Here is a 23,131-nt window from a genome sequence, read left to right as displayed (position 1 = left end):
CCCGTGGTTGCCGCACGACTCCTGTGTCCGTGGCTCGCCCGAGGGCGCGTCCAGGGCAATCTAGTTAGCGCTCACATCGCCTGTCAACATTTGTACGGACATATGCACATTCTTACCAGGCTGGGCTCGCGCTATCGAGCCACGACGGTGGTGTCGAACGTGTACCGCGACCCCCGGTACAGATGCGAACCGAACTCCACTACGGCGTTGACGTCGTCGAAGGCGATCCGCTCCATGGTGAGCAGGGCAGCCCTTGGGCGTTCGTCCAGGACCCGCGCCTCGGCCGCGGTCGCGAGCCGGGCACCGATCGTCTGACGGGCCAGTCGCATCTGCACCCCGGTGGCGCGCAGGGCAGCGTACAGGCCGACCTCGGCGAGTTCTGCGGCGCTCGGGGCGATCTCCGCGCGGACGTGGTTCGTCATCAGCGCCAGCGGTTCGTCATCGGCGAACCGCAGCCGCTCGATGGTGACGACCTCGGCACCCGGTGCGACACCGAGGCGCTCGGCGATGACGTGGTCGGCCGGATGGGACTCCAGGCTGAGCACCTCGGTGCGGGGGGTTCGGCCCGCCGCCGCCAGGTCGTCGTACAGGCTGGTCAGCTCGACGGGGCGACGGATCAGCTCGGACGCGACCTGCGTCCCGATGCCGCGCCTGCGGATCAGCAGACCCTGCTCGACGAGGTCCTGGAAGGCGCGCCGCGCGGTCGGGCGGGACACCCCGAGCCGGGCCGCCATCGCGAGCTCGTTCTCCACCCGGGTCCCGGCCGGCAGGTCACCGGAGGTGATCATGGCCTTCATGGCCTCGGCGATCTGGTGATACAGCGGCACCGGGCTCGAGCGGTCAAGCGCGACCCGCGGCAGGTGCACGGTCTCCCCCGTGCTTGCGGTGTCCATCTCCATGTCGATCCCCCTCCTTGCAGCCATCGGCCGACCCTCGTCGACCTCGATCGTCGACGGGGCGGCCGCACTCATACGCTCCCTCACGCAGCGAACCTGCGGTCACGCTAACGTGTCGCAAAGCCTAAAGTCCATATGTCCGGACAAAGACTTGACGTGCCGCGCCGCGATGGGGCACGGTTGAGACCCGCCCCGGTGGCGGAGTACCGAGGTCGCCCGCGAGCAGTGGGTGAAGCCGCCCCAATGGTGGGCAGAGGGGTTGACAGAGACGATGACGGCGCCAACGACGCCCGCGGAGGTCCTCACGATGGGCCGGTCCGGGGTGGACATCTACCCGCTCCAGATCGGTGTGGGCCTGGAGGACGTGACCACCTTCGGCAAGTTCCTCGGCGGCAGCCCCATGAACGTGGCGGTGGCCTCGGCCCGGCACGGACACAGCGCGGCCGTGCTCACCGGCGTGGGCAACGACCCGTTCGGGCTGTACGTGCGCCGGGAGATGCGACGCCTCGGCGTCAGCGACGAGTTCGTGATCACGAGCGAGGTCCTGAACACCCCGGTGACGTTCTGCGAGATGTTCCCGCCGGACCACTTCCCGATCTACTTCTACCGGCAGCCGAGTGCACCGGACCTGCAGCTGACGCCGGGCGACCTCCCGGCCGATGCGGTGCGGGATGCCCGGATCATGTGGTTCTCCGTGACCGGGCTCTCCGAGGAGCCGAGCCGGTCCGCCCACCATGCCGCCCTGGCGCTGCGCGGGCGGCGCGAGCACACCATCCTCGACCTCGACTACCGGCCCATGTTCTGGGCGGACCCGGCCGAGGCGACCACCCAGGTCCGCGAGTTCCTGACCGGCGTCACGATCGCCGTCGGCAACCGCCAGGAGTGCGAGGTGGCCGTCGGCGAGACGGACCCGGACCGGGCTGCGGATGCCCTGCTGGAGGCCGGGGTGGAACTGGCGATCGTCAAGCGCGGGCCCGAGGGCACCCTCGCGAAGACCCGCGAGGAACGGGTGGAGGTCCCACCGGTTCCGGTGGACGTCGTGAACGGGCTCGGCGCGGGAGACGCCTTCGGCGGCGCGCTGTGCCACGGGCTCCTGGCCGGCTGGTCGCTGGACCGGATCATCACGGCCGCCAGCGCGGCCGGCGCCATCGTGGCCGGCCGTCTGGAGTGCTCGACGGCGATGCCCAGCGAGGCCGAGGTGCTCGCCGTGATCGACGAGGGCCGCTCCCCCAACGACCTCGAGCGGGTCGCGTGAGCGCTCCGACGATCCGGCCGACGGCCCACGCGACCGGGATGGCGGCCGCCCTGGAGGAGATCCGGGAGCTGCGCACCCATCACCCGGAGCGCATCGCCGAGGTCCTCGCGGCCCGGCCGCGCGGCGCCTTCCCGACCGACCCGAACGCCCGGCTGATGATCATCGCCGCGGACCACCCGGCCCGCGGCTCCCTCGCCGCCGGCCCCGTGCCGCTGGCCATGGCCGACCGTCGAGACCTGCTCCTGCGGTGCTCGGCTGCCCTGACCCGTCCGGGGGTGCACGGATTCCTCGGCACCGCGGAGATCGTCGAGGAGCTGGCTCTGCTCGGCGCCCTCGACGGCAAGCTCGTGTACGGGTCGATGAACCGAGGTGGTCTCGCCGGCGCGGACTTCGAGCTGGATGACCGGTTCACCGGCTATGACGCCGACGGCATCGTCTCCTCCGGGCTCGATGGCGGCAAGATGCTCCTGCGTATCGACTATCGCGACCCGGCCTCCGTGGCCACGATGGAGTCGGCGGCCCGGGCGGTCGACGCGCTCGCCGACGCGGGGGTGATGGCGATGGTGGAGCCGTTCATCTCCACGCGGGCCGACGGCAGGGTCCGCAACGACCTCTCGGTGGAGGCGGTCATCCGTTCGGTGACCATCGCCGCCGGCCTCGGGCGGACGTCCGCCCGCACCTGGCTCAAACTGCCGTACGTACCCGAGATGGAACGGGTGATGGCCGCGACGTCCCTGCCCGCCCTGATCCTCGGAGGCGAGGTCGACCCAGACCCGAATGCCGCCGCCGCGGCCTGGGCCCGGGCCGTTCGGGTCCCGGGTGTCAAGGGCCTGATCATCGGCCGGTCGCTGCTCTACCCGCCGGACGACGATGTCGAGGCCGCCGTGGACCGGGCGGTGTCGGTGCTGTGAGGGGATCCGACGAGACGAGCCCGGCGAGCCCAGCCGACGCACCAGCGACACTTCTCGTGCGCGCCGGCACCAGCGCCGCCGGATCCTTCAGCGTCGACCTGGGTCCGGACGACGCCGGCTGGGCGTTCAGCGGGCTGCGGATCCTTGACCTGCCGGCCGGCGGCAGCCAGGAACTGGAGACGGGACCCGACGAACTGCTGGTGCTGCCACTGGCGGGAGCCTGCACGGTCACCGTGACCACGGACACCGAGGCAGAGCAGACGTTCGACCTCCAGGGCCGACCGGACGTGTTCTCCGACCTCACCGACCACCTCTACGTCCCGATCACCGCCACGCTGACGATCACGTCCGCGGCCGGGGGCCGGTTCGCGCTGCCGAGCGCGCGTGCGAGCCGTCGGCACCCGGTCAGCCACCGGAGCGCCGACGATGTCCGCGTCGAACTGCGTGGGGCCGGAACCTGCTCGCGTCAGGTGAACAACTACGCGCTCGGGAACGACCTGGAAACCGACCATCTGCTCGTCTGCGAGGTCCTGACCCCGGGCGGCAACTGGTCCTCCTATCCCCCGCACAAGCACGACGAGCACACCGACGTCGAGCGTGAGCTCGAGGAGATCTACTACTTCGAGGTCGCGCCCGGACCGGCCGGACCGGGCGTCGCGTTCCATCGCACCTACGGCACCGCCGACCGGCCGCTCGAGCTGACCGAGGAGGTGCGCACCGGGGACGTGGTGCTCACCCCGCACGGCTATCACGGGCCGTCGATGGCGGCCCCCGGCTACGACCTGTACTACCTGAACGTGATGGCCGGACCGGCACCGGACCAGCAGTGGCTGATGACCGACGACCCGGCCCACCATTGGATCCGCGCCACCTGGGAGGACCAGGACATCGATCCCCGGCTGCCGATGAACGGCACGCCGGCCGAGGGCCGGGAGGGCCACTCATGAGTGCTGCACCGGACGGACGACCGAGCGACCGGACCGGCGGGCAGCCGGGAGGCCAGCCACCCGGCTCCTCGACCGAGCGCCTGACCGTCGGCCAGGCGCTGGTCCGGTTCCTCGCGGCCCAGTACACCGAGCGTGACGGCGTCGAGCAGGCCCTGTTCGCGGGCGTGTTCGGGATCTTCGGGCACGGGAACGTGGCCGGGATCGGCCAGGCGCTCGTTCAGAACGAAGTCGACCCCGCGCCCGGCGAGGACCGGCTGAAGTACTTCCACGCCCGCAACGAACAGGCCATGGTGCATGCCGCCGTCGCCTTCGCGCGGACGAGGAACCGCCTGCAGACGATGGCGTGCACGGCCTCGATCGGGCCGGGCTCGACGAACATGGTGACGGGTGCTGCCCTGGCCACGATCGACCGGATCCCGGTGCTCCTGCTGCCCTCGGACATCTTCGCGACCCGGTTCCCGGACCCGGTGCTGCAGCAGCTGGAGGACCCGCGCACCCTCGACGTCTCGGTGAACGATGCGTTCAAGCCCGTGTCGCGGTTCTGGGACCGGATCAACCGGCCGGAGCAGCTGATCCCGAGCGCGCTGGCCGCGATGCGCGTGCTCACCGACCCGGCGGAGACTGGCGCTGTGACGCTGTGCCTGCCGCAGGACGTGCAGGCCGAGGGCCATGACTGGCCGGTCGAGTTCTTCCGCCGGCGGGTCTGGCACGTGGCCCGGCCCGTCCCCGAGCCCGCGGCGCTGGCCCGCGCCATCGCTGCCATCCGTGCGGCGAAGCGCCCACTGCTCGTGGCCGGCGGCGGCGTCGTCTACTCCGAGGCGAGCGCCGAGCTGGCCGCCTTCGCCGACGCGACCGGGATCCCGGTCGCGGACACGCAGGCCGGCAAGGGCGCGATCGCGTTCGACCACCCGAGTGCCGTCGGCGGGGTCGGGGCCACCGGCACCGCGGCTGCGAACGCCCTCGCCGCCGAGGCGGACCTGGTGATCGGGGTGGGCACCCGGTACACGGACTTCACCACCGCCAGTCACACCGTGTTCGCGAACCGCGACGTCGCCTTCGTGAACGTCAACGTGCTCGCGTTCGACGCGGCGAAGCACGCCGCGGACATGGTCGTGGCCGATGCCCGGGAGGGCTTGCGCGCGCTCACCGAGGCACTCGCCGGGCACCGCGTGGATCCGGCCTACGGGGCCCGGGCCACCCGGCTCGCCGCCGAGTGGGCCGCCGTCACGGACGAGTGCTACCACCGCGGCCACGGACCGCTGCCCGCCCAGACCGAGGTGTTCGGCGCCCTGAACGAACTCATGGGCGACGAGGACATCCTGATCAACGCGGCCGGGTCGATGCCCGGTGACCTGCAGGCGCTCTGGCGGGCCCGCAGCCCCTACCAGTACCACCTGGAGTACGGCTACTCCTGCATGGGCTATGAGATCCCCGCCGCGATGGGCGCCAAACTGGCCGCCCCCGAGCGCGAGGTCGTCGCGATCGTCGGCGACGGGACCTACCAGATGATGCCGGCCGAGCTCGCGACGATCGTCGCCGAGAACCTCAAGGTGGTCGTGGTGCTGCTGCAGAACCACGGGTACGCCTCGATCGGGGCCCTGTCGGAGTCGGTCGGTTCGCAGCGGTTCGGCACCCGGTACCGGATGCGCACGGACGACACCGACCTGCTGGACGGCCCGCCGGTGCCGCTGGACCTGGTCGCGAACGCCCGCAGCTTCGGCCTGGACGTGATCGAGGCCGCCACGATCGAGGAGTTCCGGGCCGCCTACGCCACCGCCGCCGCCGCGCCGCGGGCCACCGTGATCCACATCGAGACCGACCTGCAGGGCCCGAACCCGCCGTCGTCGGCCTGGTGGGACGTCCCCGTTGCCGCCGAGTCGCGGCTGGCCAGCACTCGTACCGCCCACGAGGCCTACCTCGAGGCGAAGCAGAACCAGCGCCACTACCTGTGAGCGAACCGTACCGAGGAGGAGTGGAGCAGATGAGGACCATCAAGCACTGGATCGACGGCACCGAGGTCGACGGAGCGGGCCCGGTCACGCCCGTTCATGACCCGGCCACCGGTGCGGTCGTCGCCGAACTGGCCACCGCCGATCAGGGCGTGGTCGACGCCGCCGTCGCCGCGGCGCGCACCGCCCAGCGGGCATGGGCCGCGACCTCGCTGGCCCGGCGCACCGAGATCCTGTTCCGGATGCGCGAGCTGGTGGTCGCCAACACCGACGAGCTCGCCCGGGTCATCTCGGCCGAACACGGCAAGACGGTGGACGACGCCATCGGTGAGATCGGCCGCGGCCGCGAGACGCTGGACTTCGCGTGCGGGATCAACCAGGCGAACAAGGGTGAGTTCAGCGCCGACGCCTCCACCGGCGTCGACGTGCACAGCCTGCGGCAGCCGGTCGGTGTGGTGGCAGGCATCACCCCGTTCAACTTCCCCGTGATGGTGCCGATGTGGATGCACCCGGTCGCGATCGCAACCGGTAACGCGTTCATCCTCAAGCCCTCCGAGCGGGACCCCTCCGCCGCGAACTTCGTCGCTCGCCTGTACGCCGAGGCGGGCCTGCCCGACGGCGTGTTCCAGGTGGTGCACGGCGGCAAGGACACGGTTGACGCGCTGCTGGCGCACCCCGGTATCGCGGCCGTCTCGTTCGTGGGATCCACCCCGATCGCCCGGTACGTGCAGCAGGTCGGTGTCGCCAACGGCAAGCGGGTGCAGGCCCTCGGCGGCGCGAACAACCACGCGGTGGTGATGCCGGACGCGGACTTCGAGTTCGCGGCGGCGCAGATCTCCGCGGGTGCCTTCGGGTCGGCCGGCCAGCGGTGCATGGCCGTGCCGGTGGCGGTGGCCGTCGGCGGGGCCGCGGAACCGCTCGTCGCGGCGCTGAAGGCCGAGGCCGAGAAGATCACCGTCGGACCCGGCTCCGACCCGGCCACGGACATGGGTCCGGTCATCACCGCACAGGCGCGCGAACGCGTGATCCGCAGCGCCACCGACGCGATCGAGGCAGGTGCCGGCGTGGTGGTGGACGGCCGGGGCGTCACCGTGCCCGGCCACGAGAACGGCTACTTCGTGGGGCCGACCCTGCTGGACAACGTCACCCCCGAGATGTCCGCCTACCGCGAGGAGATCTTCGGCCCGCTGCTGACCGTGCTCCGGGTGGCCGACCTCGACGAGGCGCTCGACCTGGTGAACGCCTCCCCCTTCGGCAACGGCTCGGCGATCTTCACGAACTCCGGTGAAGCCGCGCGTCGCTACAGCCACGGCGTGGAGGCCGGCATGGTCGGCGTGAACGTGCCGATCCCGACCCCGGTCGCCTACTACTCGTTCGGTGGGTGGAAGGACTCCCTGTTCGGCGACCACCACGCCCACGGCCCCGAGGCCGTGCGGTTCTACACCCGCAACAAGGTCATCACGACGCGCTGGCCGCACCGGGACAGCCAGGTCGAGGCCAGCATGAGTTTCCCGAGCACCACCGACTGACCCCGACCGGCCCGGCTGCGGCCCGCAGCCGCCCGCACCCGACCCGACCTCCGCCGTCGTCCATCACAGAAGGCCCGACCCCATGAACCAGCCAAGCAAGGCCAACAACCCCGACCCGCGGTACAACAAGCTCACCGTCGGCGTGTGCCCCGACCAGTGGGGCGTGTGGTTTCCGGAGGACGAGCAGCAGATCCCGTGGGCCACGGCCCTGGACGAGATGGCGCAGGCGCAGTTCTCGGTGATGGAGACAGGCCCGTTCGGCTACTTCCCCACCGACCCCAAGCGGCTGCAGGAGGAGATGGACGCCCGCGGGTTCCGGGTGGTCGCCGGCACCGGCTGGGGCATCCTGCACAAGGAGGAGGCCTGGGCGGAGACGGAACGGACGTTCCGGGCGATCGCGCAGACCCACGCGGAGGTCGGCGCGGAGTACATCGTGCACCTGCCGCCGTTGTTCCGGGACGACAAGACGTGGGAGTTCATCGACGATCGTGAGCTCACCCCGGCGGCGTGGGACCTGTACGTGCGGAACGCGAACCGGCTCGGCAAGCTCCTCAAGTCCGACTACGGGCTGAAGATGGTGCTGCACCCGCACGGAGACTCCCACATCGAGACGCCCAAGGACATCGAGCGGGTGTTCGCGGCGACGGACCCGGAGTACGTGAACTTCTGCCTGGACACCGGCCACATCGTCTACGGCGAGGGTGATCCGATCGAGATGATCCGGACCTACCCGGAGCGGATCGCCTACGTGCACATCAAGGCGTTCGACCCGGAGCTCGTGCGGCAGGCCCACGAGCTGGACTGGCCGTTCGGCGAGGCCGTGGCGCGAGGTGCGTCGGTGCGGCCGCCGGCCGGCGAGCCGGACATGCCACAACTGATCGAGGCGCTGGCGGACCTGGACAAGGACCTGTACGTGATCCTCGAACAGGACCTGTACCCCGCAGACCCGGCCATGCCGCTGCCGAACGCCATCAAGACCCGCGAGTACCTGGCCGAGTGCGGACTCGGCCTGCTCTGATCCCATCTGAACGTCACGCACCACAGCACGCGACCACGAGGACCATCACATGAGCGTTCGTATCGGCATCATCGGCCCCGGCGGCATCGGCCGCTCCCACATCGCCCGGATCACCGACAAGCTGGCCCGCGGCCGGGTGGTCGCGGTCACCGACATCGATCCCGCCCACGCGCAGCGCGTGGCGGAACCGATCGGTGCGAGCGTGTACGCCGACGACGCGGCGCTGATCGACGCAGATGATGTGGACGCGGTCATCGTCACCAGCTTCGGTCCCGCGCACGAGGGCTCCGTGGTCCGCGCGATCGAGGCCGGCAAGCCGGTGTTCTGCGAGAAGCCGCTGGCGCCCACCGCGGCGGAGTGCCTACGCATCATGGAGGCTGAGCGGCATGGCGGCCGGCGCCTCGTGCAGGTCGGCTTCATGCGCCGCTACGACGCCGGATACCGGGAGATCAAGGCCGTCCTGGACAGCGGCGACGTCGGCGAGGCGCTCATGGTGCACAACCGGCACCGGAACCCGAGCTCGCCCGAGAACTATCTCGAGGGGATGTCCATCACGGACACCGCGATCCACGAGATCGACGTGATGCGGTTCCTGCTCGGCGAGGAGATCGTGTCCGCGCGCGTCGACAAGCCGAAGCGGACCACGAATCGGTTCGCGCACCTGTCCGACCCGTTGGTGCTGGTGCTGCGGACCACCTCCGACGTGCTCATCGACGTCGAGATCTTCGTCAACAACACCTACGGCTACGACATCCAGTGCGAGGTCGTGGCCGAGCGCGGTGCGGTCGCGCTCGGCGACCAGAACGCAACCGTCCGCACGGGTCCGGCCGGGCGCAGCAACCGGATCGCCGCGGACTACAACGAGCGGTTCGAAGCGGCGTTCAACACCGAACTGCAGGAGTGGATCAACTCCGTGCAGGCCGGCGAGATCGTCGGGCCCTCGAGCTGGGACGGGTACGCCGCGGCCGTCGTGTGCGACGCGGGCGTACGGTCGCTACGGGCGGACGGGTCACAGGAGTTCGCCGTCGAACTGATCGAGAAGCCGGCCTTCTACGCCTGAGGTACGCGGCCGCCGTCGGGCGACCCACGTGCCGGCGGATCCGGCCGCCGTCGGCTCATGCCTACGAGGCCGGGTCGGTCTCGCCTGCCCACGTCTTCGCGAACTCCCCCGGAGTCACGGCCGTGACCCGGGTGAAGTCGCGGCTGAAGTGGGCCTGGTCCGCGTAGCCGAGCACGGCGGCGACCTCGGCGAGACTGCTCGGCTGCTCGCGCAGCCGCTGCGCCGCCTCCTGCAGCCGCCGTCGCTGGATCAGCCACTTCGGGCTCAGGCCGACCCGGCGCCGCACCAGACGCTGGAGCGAGCGTTCGGTCAGGTCGAACTCCGCGCAGACCTGGGCCACCCGGAGCACGTCCGGGTTCTGCTCCACGAACGCGACGACGGCGTTGATGAGCAGGCCGTCCTCATCCACCGGCAAGTAGCCACGCAGCACGTCGGTGTAGGCCGCCATGGCCTCGCTGTGGGCGGTCGGCGCAGTTGGGTCGGACGCCATCGCGGCCCGCACCCGGCACACGAGCGGCTCCCCCGTGGCACCCAGGACGTCGGCGATCGGGACGTGGGTGTCGGTGTACTCCGAGATCGACCGGCCCGTGAGGAGGTGGCCGGCCGACGGTGCGCACATGACGCCGACGGCCCAGCCGTCGCCGGTAAGAGTGGTGGTGGACAGCCCCGACACGACGCCATAGAAGCGGGCGTAGGTGTTCGTGATGACGAACAGGCAATGGGGGTACTGGAGCACCCGCTGAGGTGCCTCCTGCCCGGGCGGCACCGACCAGACCGGGATCCAGAACCGCTCCACGAAGCCGGCCAGAACCGGGTCCGGCTCGTACCGGTACATGGTGTGGGAGGCATCCCCCGGCTCCTTCAGATGCGCGCGCTCGATCGCGTCGATCCGTCGTGGGCCACTGCTGTCGGATTTCATCAAGACCCAGCCTGCCGCATCGGCCTAGCGTCGTCGGCAACAGAGTTCGCCAGCGCCGCTGTGCAGGGCGCCAACCCGTTCGGAGCCTCCCGATGAACACGACCGACACCACGAGTACGACCGACACGACCAGCGCGACGGCCGCGACCGGCGCCGTCACCGCGCCCGGCCTGGCGGCGGCGGCCCATCGCCGGGTCGATGAACCGTTGTCCGCGCTCCTCGGCTCCGTCCCGAACGACGGCTGGTCCGCCACTTCGCCGTGCGAAGGCTGGTCGGCCCGGGACGTGGTCCGCCACCTGATCGAGACGCAGCGCGACTTCCTCACCGGACAGGACCTGGACCTCGGCCCGGCGCCGGACGTCGACGCGGATCCCGCGGCTGCCTGGCGCGTGCACACCGCGCGAGTCTCGGCACTGCTTGCCGATCCCGCGGTCTCCGCACGGGGGTTTGACGGATTCTTCGGACCGACCACCATCGGTGCGACCTTCGAGCGGTTCTACGTCTGGGACATGGTGGTGCACCGTTGGGACATCGCACGCGCCACCGGGACCGACGAGGCGCTCACCGGGTACGAACTCGACATGATCGAGACGGGCGCGGACAGCTTCGGCCCGACCCTGTACATGGACGGCATCTGTGGGCCGGCCGTCGACGCTCCCGACGGCGCCGATCGCCAGACCCGTCTGCTCGCCCGCCTCGGTCGCGCCGTCTGAGTCGGTCGCGCAACCTGGGAACGGGGCGTCCAGGGCTTCTCTCGCTGAGGTCATCGCTCAGAAGGGTGGTGGTTCGTCGGGGTCGGGTGCGGTGCGGTAGGTGGGGCCGTTGCTGTCGGGGCGGGTTCTGGGGAGTTCGGTGATGGTGCCGTTGGGGTTGCGCATGTAGACGTGGCCGGTGGGGGTGCGCCAGAACCGGTTGCCGTGGTCGTCGACTTCGTCTTCGAAGTTGCCGTGGGTCTTCAGGACGTGGCAGCGGCGGCATTTGGGGTCGAGGTTGTCGTCGCTGGTGTGTCCGAGGGGGAACGGGGTCCGGTGGTCGAGTTCGGTCATTCGGGCGGTGGCCGAGCAGCCGGCTGCGGTGCAGTGGGGTTCGTTCTCTTTGATCCGGTCGCTCATGTTCTGTGGCGGTTCGTAGCGGGTGGTGCCGTAGTCCAGGACGCGGTCGGTGATGGGGTCGGTGACCAGGCGTCGCCAGGTGCCGCCGGCGGCGAAGGCGCGGGCGACGTCGGCGGGGATCGGGCCGAGTCCTTCGATGTCGCCGGGGTCCTCGCCGCCCATCAGGGTCGAGAGGGTGACGCGGATGAGGATCTGGGCGCGGTGTCCGCCGAGGACTCCGAGGGGCCAGACCCGTGGCAGTCCTTGTCCCCGGGCGGGGGTGAACACCCGTGGATCGGCCCCGGTATCAGCACCATGCCAGGACCCCAAGAATCCACCCTGGGTGGTTGCGCCAGTGGCCGGGCCGGTGGTTGGCGCACCTGTCCCCTCGAACCCGCCGGATGGCCCGGTACTGGGCGCGTTGGTCTCCTCGGACCCGCCGGATGGCCCGGTCGCGGGCAGAACTGTCCCCTCCGCCCCGCCTGTCGGGCCGGTGCTGGGCGCGCTTGTCCCCTCGGACCTGTCAGTCGGAGCGGTACTGGACGCACCCGTCCCCTCGAACCCGCCCGTCGGGCCGGTGGTAGGCGCACCCGTCCCCTCCGGCACGCCCGTCGGAGCGGCGCTGGGCGCATTGGACGTCTCCGGCTCAGTTGTCGGGCTGGCCGTGGAAGTTTCAGTTTCTGAGCCCTGAGCGTCCTGCTCGGCCTCGTGGTCGTGGTGGTGGGTGTGGGTGCAGGGGCCGGTGTGGAGTTGGAAGGTGAATCCGGTCAGGTCGCCGACCTGGCCGGTGTTCAGGCCGTGGGCGACGATGTCGGCCATGACATCGGCCCGCAACTGCTCCAACGTGCGCAGGTCCCCGGCGGCCTTCGCCGAGGACGCCGCACTATCGAGCAACAGATCCAGGCCGAGGGCGTCCGCGGCCGGCCAGTACAACGTCTGCGAGGCCATCCCATCGACATCGACCCTGGCCCGGTCCACATACCGGCGGGTACTGGCCCGCGCGGCCCGCTGCGTGAACTGCCCCGGATCAGCCGCCGCGACCATTTTCGCGACCTCCCGCACCACCCGGTGCCGAGTCCACAACACCGCCTTCGGCAACAACTCCTCCTGGACCTTGAACGCCGCCTCGGCCTCCAACACCGACACCGCGACCGCGATCACGTCGGCCTTACCCGCATCGATCTCACCCCTGGCCAACGCCTCACCCGTCGGGGCCGCGATCCCGCCCAGGAACTGCCCGACCCGGACCAACCGGTTCGCCTCCTGCTTCGAACACCCCACCTTCGCCGCGATCTCATCCGCGGCCAACGACTCCCGGAACACCACCCGCCGACCGACCGCCCGCGGCCGCGCCATCACCATCGACGCCCGCGACGCCAACTCCGCCGCGACCTCCCGCACCCCCGCCGACCCCACCGCCTCCAGACGCCGGAAGCACCCCAGGGCATCAACGAGTTCGTACTCATCCATCCCGGCCAGATCCGCACGCGTGAGCTCATCGACCAAGAACCCATCGACCGCCCGAGTCGACAACGCCTGGGCGTCGACCCGCGGCAGACCACCACCACCCAGATCCACCGGGACCTCGGCCCGGAACACCTGGCGGGCACCCGCCTGCGCCGTCGGAGCCGAGCCAGCGCCGGGCAAGACACCCGAGCCAGGGCTCGGCAAGACGCCCGAGCCAGGGCTCGGCACGGCGCCCTGCTCAACGCTGGGTCCGTGGACCGCTCCAGCCTCAGACGTGGACGCTTCGGGGCCCTGCGTACCGCCGAGGTCGCCTTCACTGATCAGATCCTCGGGCGCACCCACGAACTCCTCGAACCAGTCCTGATACGCCAACTCCCGCTCGAACGCGGCCACCTCAGCCAACTCCCGCGGCGACAACACCGCCAACGCGGCCTCATCCAACACGCCATAATCGACCACCCGCACCCGCCCACCACTCGCCTCAGCGCAATGCGCGCAGCACCCCGACGACGGCGCACCCGCCTGCGGAACACCACCCCCGCCGTCGACCTCGAACATGTGTACTACACTACGCCCGCCCACCGACAAACGGAAGACCACCCACCCATCTGTGGACAACCCCCGCATAGGCTCGTCCCGTGCCGACGATCCGACTCCAGACCCTGATAGCCGCACCGGTCGAGGCCTGCTTCGAGCTGAGTCACTCGGTCGACGCGCACACCGCATCGATGGCGCGCTCCGACGAACGAGCGATCGGTCCGGTGACCTCGGGCGTCCTCGGACCGGGCGAGTCCGTGACCTGGCGGGCCCGGCACTTCGGCATCCCGTTCACGATGACGTCGCGGATCGTCGAGCACGAGCCCCCGCACCGGTTCGTCGACGAGCAGGTCTCCGGTCCGTTCGGGCGCTGGTGGCACGAGCACCTGTTCGAGGCCGGCGATAGCGGAACCCTGATGACCGACGTGGTCGAGTTCGCCTCACCACTGGGACCACTGGGCCGCGTCGTCGACCGGTTGGTCCTGACGTCCTACCTGACCCGCCTGCTCACCGTTCGGAACGAGTGGATCGCAGGGAACCTCGGCCGGGTCCCGGACTGAGTCACTCCTCGATCCGGAACCCCAGCTTGATCGTGACCTGCCAGTCGGCGACCGCATTGTCCGCGATGTGCCCACGGATCTCGCTGACCGTGAACCAGTCGAGGTTGCGGACGCTCCCTGCGGCCTTGGCGACGCCGTTCGAGATCGCCGCGTCGATACCGTCGGTCGACGTGCCGACGATCTCCGAGACGCCGTACGTGTGATTGGCCATGATGGGTTCCTCCTCGAACCTCCCGGGCACGGGGGTACGACCCGGTCACAGCACGCTAGCCCTGCCACGTCGCCGGCGCGCGGGCGCCGCCGGCAGGAGCAGCCCGCGGCCCTCCTACTCGAGCACCGCCCAGCCGCACGCGTCCACGCGGACCCAGCCTCCGCCGTCGCCCAGTTCGGCCTGCCCGGCCACCACGCCGGTGACGCCGACGCCGTCCACCCGGGCCGGGGTGTCGGCGAGATTCAGCACCACGACCAGCCGGCCGCCGTCGCCCATGGCCTCGTAGGCGTACGTCTCGTTCGAGAGGTCGAGCGCACGGGTGCGGGCGCGGTGCAGCCAGGGGTGCCGGCGCCGCAACGAGATCAGCTCCTGGTGCAGGTGGTAGACGTCCCACCCGGCCTCGGACAGGTCCGCCGGCGCGTCAGGGAACGCGGGCCGGATCGCGTCGTCACCACCGAAGCGCTCCTCCTTGACCGCCTCGTAGCCCTGCTCGTCGCCGTAGTAGACCGACGGTGTCCCGCCCAGCGTCATCAGCAGCACCAGCGCGTGGGCACGCACCCGCGGGTCGGGGATCTGGGTCGCGATCCGGGTCACGTCGTGGTTGCCGACGAAGGTCAGCGGCACGAACGCCTCGAGCATGTCGTTGTGCCGACCGAGCGCATGGTCGAGCTCGTAGAAGTTCCGCTCCCGGATCGAGTTCCAGATCGCCTTCCACAGCTCGTACTGGGTGACGGCGTCCATCCCGGACTCGGTCACGATCTGCGCGTAGTCGCCGTGGATGACCTCGCCCACCACGTACGCCTCACCGAACTCGGCGCGGACCGTCGGCAGCACCCGCTGCCAGAACGAGGACGGCACCGCGTACGCCGCATCCAGGCGCCACGCGTCCGCACCCGCGCGGAGCCAGTACCGCATCACCTCGCCGACGAGTTCGGCCACGGCGTCGTCGTCGTGATTGAGCGCGACCAGGGCGTCGTGGCCCTCGAAGTTGCGGTGGCTCGGCTCGGCGCCCGGCTCGCTCCAGGTGAGGTCGAACAGGCGGGCCTCGGCACTGTCCGGGCCGTTCTCGACGGCGGCCCGGAACGCCGGGTGCTCGTGCCCGACGTGGTTGAAGACGCCGTCGAGCATGACCCGGAGGCCACGTTCGTGCGCCGCCGCCACGAGCGCGTCGAAGTCGGCCCGGTCCCCGAGCCGCGGGTCGATGGCGAAGTGGTCGAGGGTGTCGTAGCCGTGGGTGCTCGCCGTGAAGATCGGGCCGAGCGCAAGGCCGGAAACGCCGAGCCCGACGGCGTAGTCGAGCCAGCCGATCAGGGCACGCAGGGTTCGGGTCGGTTCGTGCGGCGCGTCCGCGAGCGCCTTGGGCGCGTCGACGAAGCCGAGTGGGTAGACCTGCCACCAGATCGCGTGCTCCTGCCAGGACGTCATGGCACCAGTCTCGCAGTCCGGGCGGATCGCGAACGGACGGGACCCGCGCTTGACCCTGACGCAGGGTCAGGCTCTGAGGATGGGAGGCAACCGAACCAGGACAGGGCCCAGAGAGACGAGAGCACAATGCAGAACTTCACGATCCACCACCGCGACGTCAGGATCCCGGTGTCCCGCGGCGGCTCCGGACAGCCGTTGGTCTTGTGCCCCGGGCTGAACTCGACGCAGGCCGATCTGCACGAACTGGCCGAATTGCTACGGCGGGACTACGACGTGGTGACGTTCGACCTGCGTGGCCACGGCCTCGCCTCGCCGGCCGAGGACTATTCCTTCGACGCGCTCCTCGGTGATCTGACCGCCGTCATGTTGGAACTCGGGCGCCGCGACCCGCCTGCCGCCCCGGTTCTCGTCGGGTACTCGCTGGGCGCGGACCTGGCCGTCCACTTCGCCTCCGAACACCGGGACACCGTGGCTTCCCTGGTACTCATCGACGGGGCGAACCCGGTACCCGAACCGTTGATCACCGAAGCTCTGCTACCGGAGTTCCGCCTCATGTGGGAAGACATGGCGGCGCAGCAGATCTCCGAGAAGGACGCCTCGCGTCAGGTGCTGCTCACCGCTCAGGAGATCCTCGACCTGAACATCGAGATCGATGTGATCCGGTCCGGGATCCTCGACCGGTACCGCAGGATCGCACTGCCCACGACCATGATCATGTCGACCTCGATGGCGGGCGCCGGCAACGAAGGACCTGCAGAGCGGCTCAACCGGATCTGGTGCGCCGGCGTCGAGCGGCTGCTCCGAGACCAACCACACATCGTCACGTCATGGATCGACGCCGACCACGCACTGCCGTTCACCCACGCGCGGGAGATCGCTCAGCTCATCCGGAACACACCTGGGGCAGCCGGGCGCGCAGGTCTCTCGGACGGCAGGTAGGAGACTGGTGCGATGCTGACCATCGGTGAAATGGCGTCGTACTCCGGGGTCACCGTCCGCGCGGTGCGTCACTATCACGCCAAGGGTCTGCTGCGGGAACCGGAGCGGGACCACTCCGGCTACCGCCGGTACGACGCCGCCGCGGTGATCGAGGTGATCAAGATCCGGACCCTCGCCCAGGCCGGGGTCCCACTGTCACACGTGCGGGAGTTGCTGCGGGCCGACCGGGCGGAGTTCACCGCCGCGGTGGCGGACATCGACCGTCGGCTCGAGGCCGAGATCCGGCAGCGTCAGCGGCATCGGCAACAGATCGCCAAGCTCGCCGCCGGGGACCACCTCGCGCTGCCACCGCAAGTGGTCGAGCATCTTGACCAGTTACGGGCGCTCGGGATCCACGAGCGGATCGTCCAGGTCGAGCGCGACGGCTGGATCCTGCTGGCGGCGCGCTCACCCGGACGCGTCACGGAGTGGATGGCACGTAAGCGCGAGCAGAACGCAGACCCGATGTTCGTCGCGTTCTGTCGCACGCTGAGCCAAGCCCTCGACGGAACCACCGACGACCTGCGGCTGGTCGAGTTGGCAGACGAGCTCGCCGCCTACCTCACGCGGCTGGCCGATGAACAGGGCGACGACTACGTCGACGACACCGAGCTCGAGGCACCGTTGGTGGCGCTGATGGACAGACTCGTGGTCGACACCGTGCCGCCGGCTGGCCGCCTGATCGAACTCCTGACGAAACGTGGCTGGAGGGGCTGGACGAAACTCGAGCGCCGGGCGGATCACCGGGAGTCCTGACGGTCCACGCCCTGGCCCCGATCACCACGGTCCGGCCTCAGCGTCCGCTGCGAGGCATTGCCGGGCCACCCGCAAGCGTTCACGGCCGGACTCACTAGGCTCACGGACATGTCGACGACGTCACCCACGCAGACCGAGACCGCCCGACAGCTCCTCCCCCGCGCCACGCCCGCCGAGGCGGGCATCTCGGCCGCCGGGATCGCCGCCTTCCTCGACGCGGTCGAGGCCCGCGGGATCGAGCTGCACAGCCTGATGGTGGTCCATGCGGGCCGGGTTGCCGCGGAGGGCTGGTGGGCGCCGTACGCTCCGGACCGACCGCACCTGCTCTACTCCCTGAGCAAGTCGTTCACGTCCACGGCGGCAGGTTTCGCGATCGCGGAGGGCCTGTTCTCCCTCGACGACAAGATCGTGGACCTGCTGCCGGCGCACGTCCCGGACAACGTCGACGCCGCGGTCGCGTCGCTGACCGTCCACCACGTCCTCTCGATGTCCACGGGGCACACGGCCGACACTCTCGAGCGGGCGTACGAGCTCGAGCCCGACGACGTGGTCAGGGGCTTCCTGCGCCAGCCGCCGCAGGCCCCGGTGGGCTCTCGGCACGTCTACAACAACAGCTGCACCTATGTGGTCGCGACCCTGGTGGCCGAGCTCAGCGGCACCCACCTGATCGACTACCTGCGCCCGCGTCTGTTCGAACCGCTCGGCATCACCCCGGGGCACTGGGACACCGACGGCCAGGGCAACGCGCTCGGCTTCTCTGGGCTGCACCTGACCACGGAGTCGATCGCCGCGTTCGGGCAGCTGCTGCTCGCCGGCGGCCGCTGGCAGGGCACCCAGGTGCTGCCCGAGGGGTGGGTGGAGCTCGCGACCCGCTCGCACGTGCGGACCGACTCCGATCCGGCGACCAGCATCGACTGGGCCCAGGGCTACGGGTACCAGTTCTGGATGGCTCGGCACGGCTTCCGCGGCGACGGCGCCTACGGCCAGTTCTGCGTGGTGGTCCCCGATTCGGACCTGGTCCTGGCGACCACCTCGGCCACCGACGACATGCAGGGCATCCTGACCGCCGCGTGGACCCATCTGCTGCCGGCCGTCGGCGCCCCGGATGCCGACCCGGCAGCCACGGCGCGCCTGTCCGGACGGCTCGCGGGGCTCGCCCTCCCCGTGGTCGAGGCGGACCCGGGCGCCGCGCCCGGCGAGCCGGTCGCCTTCGTGGTGGCCGACGGCGGAGAGCCGGGTCCGCTCCCGGCCGGCACCCGGGTGGAGGTCGTCCCGGCCGCCGACGGCTGGCAGGCGACGTTCGCGTTCTCCGGCGGCACGGTCCGGATCGACGGCGCACCAACGGCATGGGTCGAGACCGAGGTGACCACCGCCGTCGGGCTCGTGCGCAGTTCGCGCCGCGGCCGCTCCCGGGAGTCGACCGCGGTGCTCGCCCGCGGCGGCTGGCAGGCCGACGGCACCTTCGAGGCGGACGTCATGCTCGCCGAGCTGCCGCACCGGTTCAGGTTGCGCGGCGCGGACGGCGTGGCCACCGCCGCCTGGAACGCGGTGCCGCTGGCCGGCGTGCGGTTCGAGGCACACCTGCCCTGAGCGCGTCCTAGGTCGGCAGTTCGGTCGCCAGGAGTTCGGCGGCCTCGGCCAGCTCCGCGGCGAGCACGTCACGCTCCGCCTCGGTCAGGTCGGCGGCCAGCACCAGCGCGAGACTCTCGCGGGCGCCGGTGGCGTCACCGGTGCGGACCAGTAGTTCCGCGAGGTACACCAGGGCCGGGATCTGCTCGACCATGGGAGCGTCGGTGTGCCGGGCCAGCCCGGTGCGCAGCACGCGCACACCCGCGTCGACGTCGCCGTGGGAGTCCGCCTGCCGCGCGGCGGCCGCCACCACCCGACCCAGGCGGCCACCCTCGACCGGGTCCTGCGCGGCCTGGTCCGGCACCGAGGTGATCCTCAGCCAGTTGCCCCCGGGATCCACCACCGAGAAGCCGGCGCTCGTGCCCTGCTTCTTGCGGGGCCGGGTCATCCGCGGGATCCCGCTGATCGGGACCTTGCCGTACTCGGCGCGCAGCCCGGCCGCGAACGCCTCGTAGAGGGCGCCGGTGTCCGGCACGATGACCACGACACTGCCCATCGAGTCCTCAGGGTCGAAGGTCGGCACGCCGAAGAAGTGCAGCTCGATGCCGCCGCGGCGCACGGCTGCGTACGGGTTCGGCCGGAGCTGGCGATAGGTGATGTCGAACCCGAGGGCCTCGTAGAAAGGAAGGACGTCGTCCAGGTCTCGGCAGGGCAGCCCGGGGATCACGTACTCGGAACTCATGCCCACGACTCTAGGCCTCCCGCGAATCACCCGATAGCGGCTCGTCAATCACCCGTGGACCACCCGATCAGACCTCTGGCCACCCGCCTCCTCGCGATCGACCATGAAATGTCCGGCAACGACGCCGGACCGGCACCTGGAGCGAACCATGACCGAGTACGACGAGAGTTCGGGCTGCTGCGGAGACGACGGCACCCTGTACTACGACGAGCAGGGCGACCTGATGGAGGTCAGAGGACCGGGGCCGGTCCTCGGACCGCCGATCCCGGTCGGGCCGGGGCCGGTACGCATCGACCCGCGCATCCCGATCGACCCGCGCATCCCGATCGAGCCGCAGATCCCACCGTTCATCCTCGACCGGCCCTGTTCGCTGCCCGTCGTCAACGGGTCGTGGCTCATCGAGTTCACATCGCGGCTGCCGGTCCCGGTCTTCCTGCGCCAGCAGATCCGGGGGCCGATGCGGATCGAGGTCCGGGACACCTCGCTGCGCATCAGCGGCGACGTCTACGTGAAGCGGTCGCCGATCCTCGGCCCGATCGAGAACCTGCCCGGGTTCTTCGGCGGCGACACCGAGGCGGACGCCATGGCTGCGGCCGCCGAGTCTGGCGATGCCGCCGAGGCCGACATCGACCCGAACCTGCTCGGCACGGCCGTCACCGAGCTCCCGGCCTCGAGCCTGGGCATCCTCTCGGGCATCAACGGGGCGCCACCGTTCCCGCACTACCCGCAACTGCCGAAGAACGAGTACTCCTGGTACTTCCGCTCCACCGGGGTCACCTACTCGAGCGGCACCCTCTCCTTCGACCTGCGCCGCCACCTCTGGAACCGCACCAGCCAGCAGTTCGTGACCACCGACTCCGGCTCGATGCGTCTGACCTGCCGCCGTTCGATCCTGATCCGCGGCAACCGGGTCGCCACCATGACCGGCACCGCCACCATCGGTGGCACGACGTACGACGTGAAGGCCACCAAGACGGCCAACCTGTACCGCGGCTGCGCCATCGAGGTGGACGTGATGACCGGCCGGAACTGGCCGGCGTCGGCGTTCAACCACGGCGCCGTGCGCACGTTCCAGAACGTGTACGCGTCGGCCGGGTGGGACACCCGGGTGCGGGTCGACGACCTGAACATCCCCAGCGACGCGTCCCTGACGATGGCGGAACTGCAGACACTGCTGACGACCCATCGTGACCCCGGCGCCGCGGACCCGTGGCGTCTGTGGCTGCTTGTAGGATCCGCGCAGGGCGGCCTGCTCGGCGTCATGTTCGACGACGACTCGGTTCCCCGCGAGGGTTCGGTCGGATTCGCCGACGCCACCCTCGGCGGGCAGAACTTCATCGAACCCGCCGCCCGGAACCAGCCGCTGAACAATGTCCCCGCGGCCTTCCTGCGCACGATGATCCACGAGGCCGGGCACGCGTTGAACCTGTTCCACCCCAAGCACGACGTGCACGTGCCGCCGATCGGCACCGAGATCATGAACCAGACCGGGGACGTGATGAGCTTCGCCAGCACCACGAACCAGTACCCGGGCAACGCCACCTTCGCCTTCGCCCAACACGATCTGGACTCCCTGATCCACTCCCCCGACCCACAGGTGCGCCCCGGATGGAAGAACTTCGGCTGGGGGCACGGCTCGCTCTCCTCCGGCCTGCCCGTTCCCGTGGACGCCACCGGCTACACCACCGGGGACGACACCGACGGCCTCACCCTCGACCTGGTGCTGCCCGCGGAGGTGTACGTCGGCGAGTACGTCACCGCCGAGGTCACGCTCACGAACACGGGCGACGAACCGCGCGAGGTCACCGCACGGCTGAACCTCGCCGAGGGGTACCTGCGGCTGCACCACGTGCTGCCGGACGGCAGCGTGGAGCAGGTCCGCGACGTCGTGGTCGCCTGTGGCACCCGCCCGACGGCGGTGCTCGCCCCGGGCGAGTCCGTCACCGCCCGCATGCAGGTCTTCTTCACGAGCGAGGGCGTCACGTTCGAACAGCCCGGCACCCACGTGGTCCGCGCCGAGTTCGACGTGGACACGTTCACGACGGCGCGCAGCCAGCGGTCGACCGTGTACGTGCGCACGGCCGCCACCGAGACAGAGGTGGACATCGCCGCCCAGACCCTGGACACCGCCGTCGGGCGTGCGTTCGCCCTTGGTGACTTCGGCACCGACACGACCGCCCGCGACCGCCTGGCCACGGTGGCGCAGGCACACAACGACGCCGACACCGGCGCCGCGGCCGCCCTGGTCCTGGCGAACTCCTTCGCGCGTGGCCACGCCGATCACCGATCGGACTCCCGCGCGGCTGACGACGGCGGGCGCGCCGCCACCCGAGCGGCGGCACCGGACGAGGTGAAGCGCTACCTGGACCTCGCCATGCAGGGCCGGTCGGCCGAGGAGATCGTGCGGCTCGCCGCGACCGTGGCGAGTCCGGTGGAGTCCGAGGCCCCCGTGGTCGCGGACGCACTCGGCCGGGCCAGGCGGGCCCGCAAGGGCAAGGCGGACCTGGCGGCCGCCGAGGCCATCGTGGCCGACTTCGTGGCAGCATCACCCGCATGAGTGTGACCCTGACGCTGACCCTGACCGTGCCCGCCCGGTCAGGGTCGGACCAGGCCCTGCTCGGCGTGGTCACCCTGACGAACGCCGGGACCGAGCCGGTGACCGTCAACGCCCGGCTGAACCTGCCCGACGGTGACCTGGTCATCGACGTGGCCGGGCCGGCCGGCACGCTCCGGGCCGGCTGGCCGTGGCCGGCGGACAGCCTGCCTCGCGAGGCGGAGCTCGGCCCGGGCCAGGCCCTCGAGGCGGGCGTCCTGCTGGTCTGCACCGCGGCGTCCCAGCCGTTGTTCCCGGGTGCCGGCTCCTATACCCTGACGGCCTCCTACGCCGCGGGCCCGACCACGCTCGAGGCCGAACCGGTCCAGGTGGTCCGCACCGCTGCCACGGGCGCGGCCGCGGCTGCCCTGCGCGACCGGGACGTGATCCAGTCCCTGGCGTCCGCGTCCGTCCTGGGACAGGCGGCCGGTGGCCTGGCCGCACTGGCCGCCGACGGCGGGACGAACGCCATCCTCGCGGCCCTGGCCACCGACGCCGGAACGGGTGCGGCGGACCTGGCGACGGCGGCCGGCGCCTCGATCTCCGTGGCGACCGCGGCGAGCGCGGTGCTGCCGGCGACGGACCCGCGGCACGCCGACATCACACGGGCCGTGAGCGGCGACGCCCGGGCCGTCGCGATCCTGGCCGGCTCGCCCCACCCTGCCGCCTGACCTCCGCCGGCCGGAGGAGCCCGACGCGCGCGCCGCCGGGGTTCTCC

General features: G+C 70.9%; 20 protein-coding genes. 14 read left to right on the top strand and 6 right to left on the bottom strand.

Translation table 11 applies throughout. From position 1 onward, the window contains the following. Positions 1–131 precede the first annotated feature (131 nt). Complete coding sequence (locus GKS42_RS12245) at positions 132–923, bottom strand: GntR family transcriptional regulator (RefSeq protein WP_290368058.1); 792 nt, start codon at positions 921–923, stop codon at positions 132–134. Positions 924–1,167: 244 nt separating this feature from the next. Here GKS42_RS12245 and iolC point away from each other — a divergent pair, with 244 nt between their 5' ends. The 7 genes from iolC to GKS42_RS12210 all read left to right on the top strand — a co-directional run bounded on the left by iolC (position 1,168) and on the right by GKS42_RS12210 (position 9,565). Continuing rightward, positions 1,168–2,151: a 5-dehydro-2-deoxygluconokinase gene (gene iolC, locus GKS42_RS12240; protein ID WP_154794076.1), complete on the top strand. Its 984-nt coding sequence runs from the start codon at positions 1,168–1,170 to the stop codon at positions 2,149–2,151. A 38-nt stretch (positions 2,152–2,189) separates the two neighbouring features. Continuing rightward, positions 2,190–3,062, top strand: a complete 873-nt coding sequence (locus GKS42_RS12235; protein ID WP_154796689.1) for a Cgl0159 family (beta/alpha)8-fold protein — start codon at positions 2,190–2,192, stop codon at positions 3,060–3,062. Next, entirely contained in the window at positions 3,059–4,009 is a 951-nt protein-coding gene (gene iolB / locus GKS42_RS12230) for a 5-deoxy-glucuronate isomerase (RefSeq protein ID WP_154794075.1), read from the top strand. The genes GKS42_RS12235 and iolB overlap by 4 nt, the downstream gene beginning before the upstream one ends. Continuing rightward, positions 4,006–5,961: a 3D-(3,5/4)-trihydroxycyclohexane-1,2-dione acylhydrolase (decyclizing) gene (iolD, locus tag GKS42_RS12225; RefSeq protein WP_154794074.1), complete on the top strand. Its 1,956-nt coding sequence runs from the start codon at positions 4,006–4,008 to the stop codon at positions 5,959–5,961. The genes iolB and iolD overlap by 4 nt, the downstream gene beginning before the upstream one ends. Positions 5,962–5,990: 29 nt before the next feature. Then, a complete protein-coding gene (locus tag GKS42_RS12220) occupies positions 5,991–7,487 on the top strand; it encodes a CoA-acylating methylmalonate-semialdehyde dehydrogenase (RefSeq protein WP_154794073.1) in 1,497 nt (498 codons plus the stop codon). An 82-nt stretch (positions 7,488–7,569) separates the two neighbouring features. Then, on the top strand, positions 7,570–8,505 hold the full coding sequence (locus GKS42_RS12215; RefSeq protein WP_154794072.1) for a TIM barrel protein: 936 nt from the start codon (positions 7,570–7,572) through the stop codon (positions 8,503–8,505). 49 nt (positions 8,506–8,554) lie between these two features. Continuing rightward, positions 8,555–9,565: a Gfo/Idh/MocA family oxidoreductase gene (locus GKS42_RS12210; protein ID WP_154794071.1), complete on the top strand. Its 1,011-nt coding sequence runs from the start codon at positions 8,555–8,557 to the stop codon at positions 9,563–9,565. A gap of 61 nt (positions 9,566–9,626) precedes the next feature. Here the strand turns inward: GKS42_RS12210 and GKS42_RS12205 are convergent, their stop codons facing one another. Next, positions 9,627–10,484 (bottom strand): helix-turn-helix domain-containing protein, encoded by an 858-nt coding sequence (locus GKS42_RS12205; protein ID WP_154794070.1) that lies wholly within the window; start codon positions 10,482–10,484, stop codon positions 9,627–9,629. A 92-nt stretch (positions 10,485–10,576) separates the two neighbouring features. On the opposite strand from GKS42_RS12205, the gene GKS42_RS12200 reads away from it, so the two are divergent. Continuing rightward, a complete protein-coding gene (locus tag GKS42_RS12200; RefSeq protein ID WP_154794069.1) occupies positions 10,577–11,197 on the top strand; it encodes a TIGR03086 family metal-binding protein in 621 nt (206 codons plus the stop codon). Positions 11,198–11,254: 57 nt separating this feature from the next. Here the strand turns inward: GKS42_RS12200 and GKS42_RS12195 are convergent, their stop codons facing one another. Then, positions 11,255–13,600: an HNH endonuclease signature motif containing protein gene (locus tag GKS42_RS12195; RefSeq protein ID WP_168217822.1), complete on the bottom strand. Its 2,346-nt coding sequence runs from the start codon at positions 13,598–13,600 to the stop codon at positions 11,255–11,257. A gap of 80 nt (positions 13,601–13,680) precedes the next feature. Here GKS42_RS12195 and GKS42_RS12190 point away from each other — a divergent pair, with 80 nt between their 5' ends. After that, positions 13,681–14,139: an SRPBCC family protein gene (locus tag GKS42_RS12190; RefSeq protein ID WP_154794067.1), complete on the top strand. Its 459-nt coding sequence runs from the start codon at positions 13,681–13,683 to the stop codon at positions 14,137–14,139. A 1-nt stretch (position 14,140) separates the two neighbouring features. On the opposite strand, the gene GKS42_RS12185 is transcribed toward GKS42_RS12190, so the two are convergent. Together GKS42_RS12185 and GKS42_RS12180 are read right to left on the bottom strand one after the other, a co-directional pair. After that, positions 14,141–14,350, bottom strand: a complete 210-nt coding sequence (locus GKS42_RS12185; RefSeq protein ID WP_154794066.1) for a dodecin — start codon at positions 14,348–14,350, stop codon at positions 14,141–14,143. Between the two features lie 114 nt (positions 14,351–14,464). Beyond that, positions 14,465–15,775 carry an alpha-amylase family glycosyl hydrolase gene (locus GKS42_RS12180; RefSeq protein ID WP_154794065.1) on the bottom strand — a complete coding sequence of 437 codons (1,311 nt, stop codon included), beginning with the start codon at positions 15,773–15,775 and terminating at the stop codon, positions 14,465–14,467. A 126-nt stretch (positions 15,776–15,901) separates the two neighbouring features. Between GKS42_RS12180 and GKS42_RS12175 the strand changes: the two genes are divergently transcribed. The 3 genes from GKS42_RS12175 (at position 15,902) to GKS42_RS12165 (ending at position 19,099) form a co-directional block, all read left to right on the top strand. Further along, a complete protein-coding gene (locus GKS42_RS12175; RefSeq protein ID WP_154794064.1) occupies positions 15,902–16,714 on the top strand; it encodes an alpha/beta fold hydrolase in 813 nt (270 codons plus the stop codon). A 12-nt stretch (positions 16,715–16,726) separates the two neighbouring features. Next, the gene (locus GKS42_RS12170; protein WP_154794063.1) at positions 16,727–17,509 is read left to right on the top strand and encodes a MerR family transcriptional regulator; all 783 of its coding nucleotides are present in this window, start codon (positions 16,727–16,729) and stop codon (positions 17,507–17,509) included. A gap of 108 nt (positions 17,510–17,617) precedes the next feature. Further along, complete coding sequence (locus GKS42_RS12165; protein ID WP_154794062.1) at positions 17,618–19,099, top strand: serine hydrolase domain-containing protein; 1,482 nt, start codon at positions 17,618–17,620, stop codon at positions 19,097–19,099. Between the two features lie 7 nt (positions 19,100–19,106). Here GKS42_RS12165 and GKS42_RS12160 read toward each other — a convergent pair whose 3' ends face one another. Next, positions 19,107–19,820 (bottom strand): bleomycin resistance protein, encoded by a 714-nt coding sequence (locus GKS42_RS12160; protein ID WP_154794061.1) that lies wholly within the window; start codon positions 19,818–19,820, stop codon positions 19,107–19,109. 148 nt (positions 19,821–19,968) lie between these two features. On the opposite strand from GKS42_RS12160, the gene GKS42_RS12155 reads away from it, so the two are divergent. Both GKS42_RS12155 and GKS42_RS12150 read left to right on the top strand, forming a co-directional pair. Continuing rightward, positions 19,969–22,377 carry a COG1361 family protein gene (locus GKS42_RS12155; RefSeq protein ID WP_154794060.1) on the top strand — a complete coding sequence of 803 codons (2,409 nt, stop codon included), beginning with the start codon at positions 19,969–19,971 and terminating at the stop codon, positions 22,375–22,377. After that, entirely contained in the window at positions 22,374–23,084 is a 711-nt protein-coding gene (locus tag GKS42_RS12150) for a hypothetical protein (protein ID WP_154794059.1), read from the top strand. Before GKS42_RS12155 ends, GKS42_RS12150 begins: the two co-directional genes overlap by 4 nt. The last annotated feature ends 47 nt before the right edge of the window (positions 23,085–23,131 follow it).

The sequence above is a fragment of the Occultella kanbiaonis genome (assembly GCF_009708215.1).
Classification (GTDB): domain Bacteria; phylum Actinomycetota; class Actinomycetes; order Actinomycetales; family Beutenbergiaceae; genus Occultella; species Occultella kanbiaonis.
The sequence above is the reverse complement of the archived record's forward strand: the minus strand, read 5'-3'. Positions and strand labels throughout refer to the sequence as shown.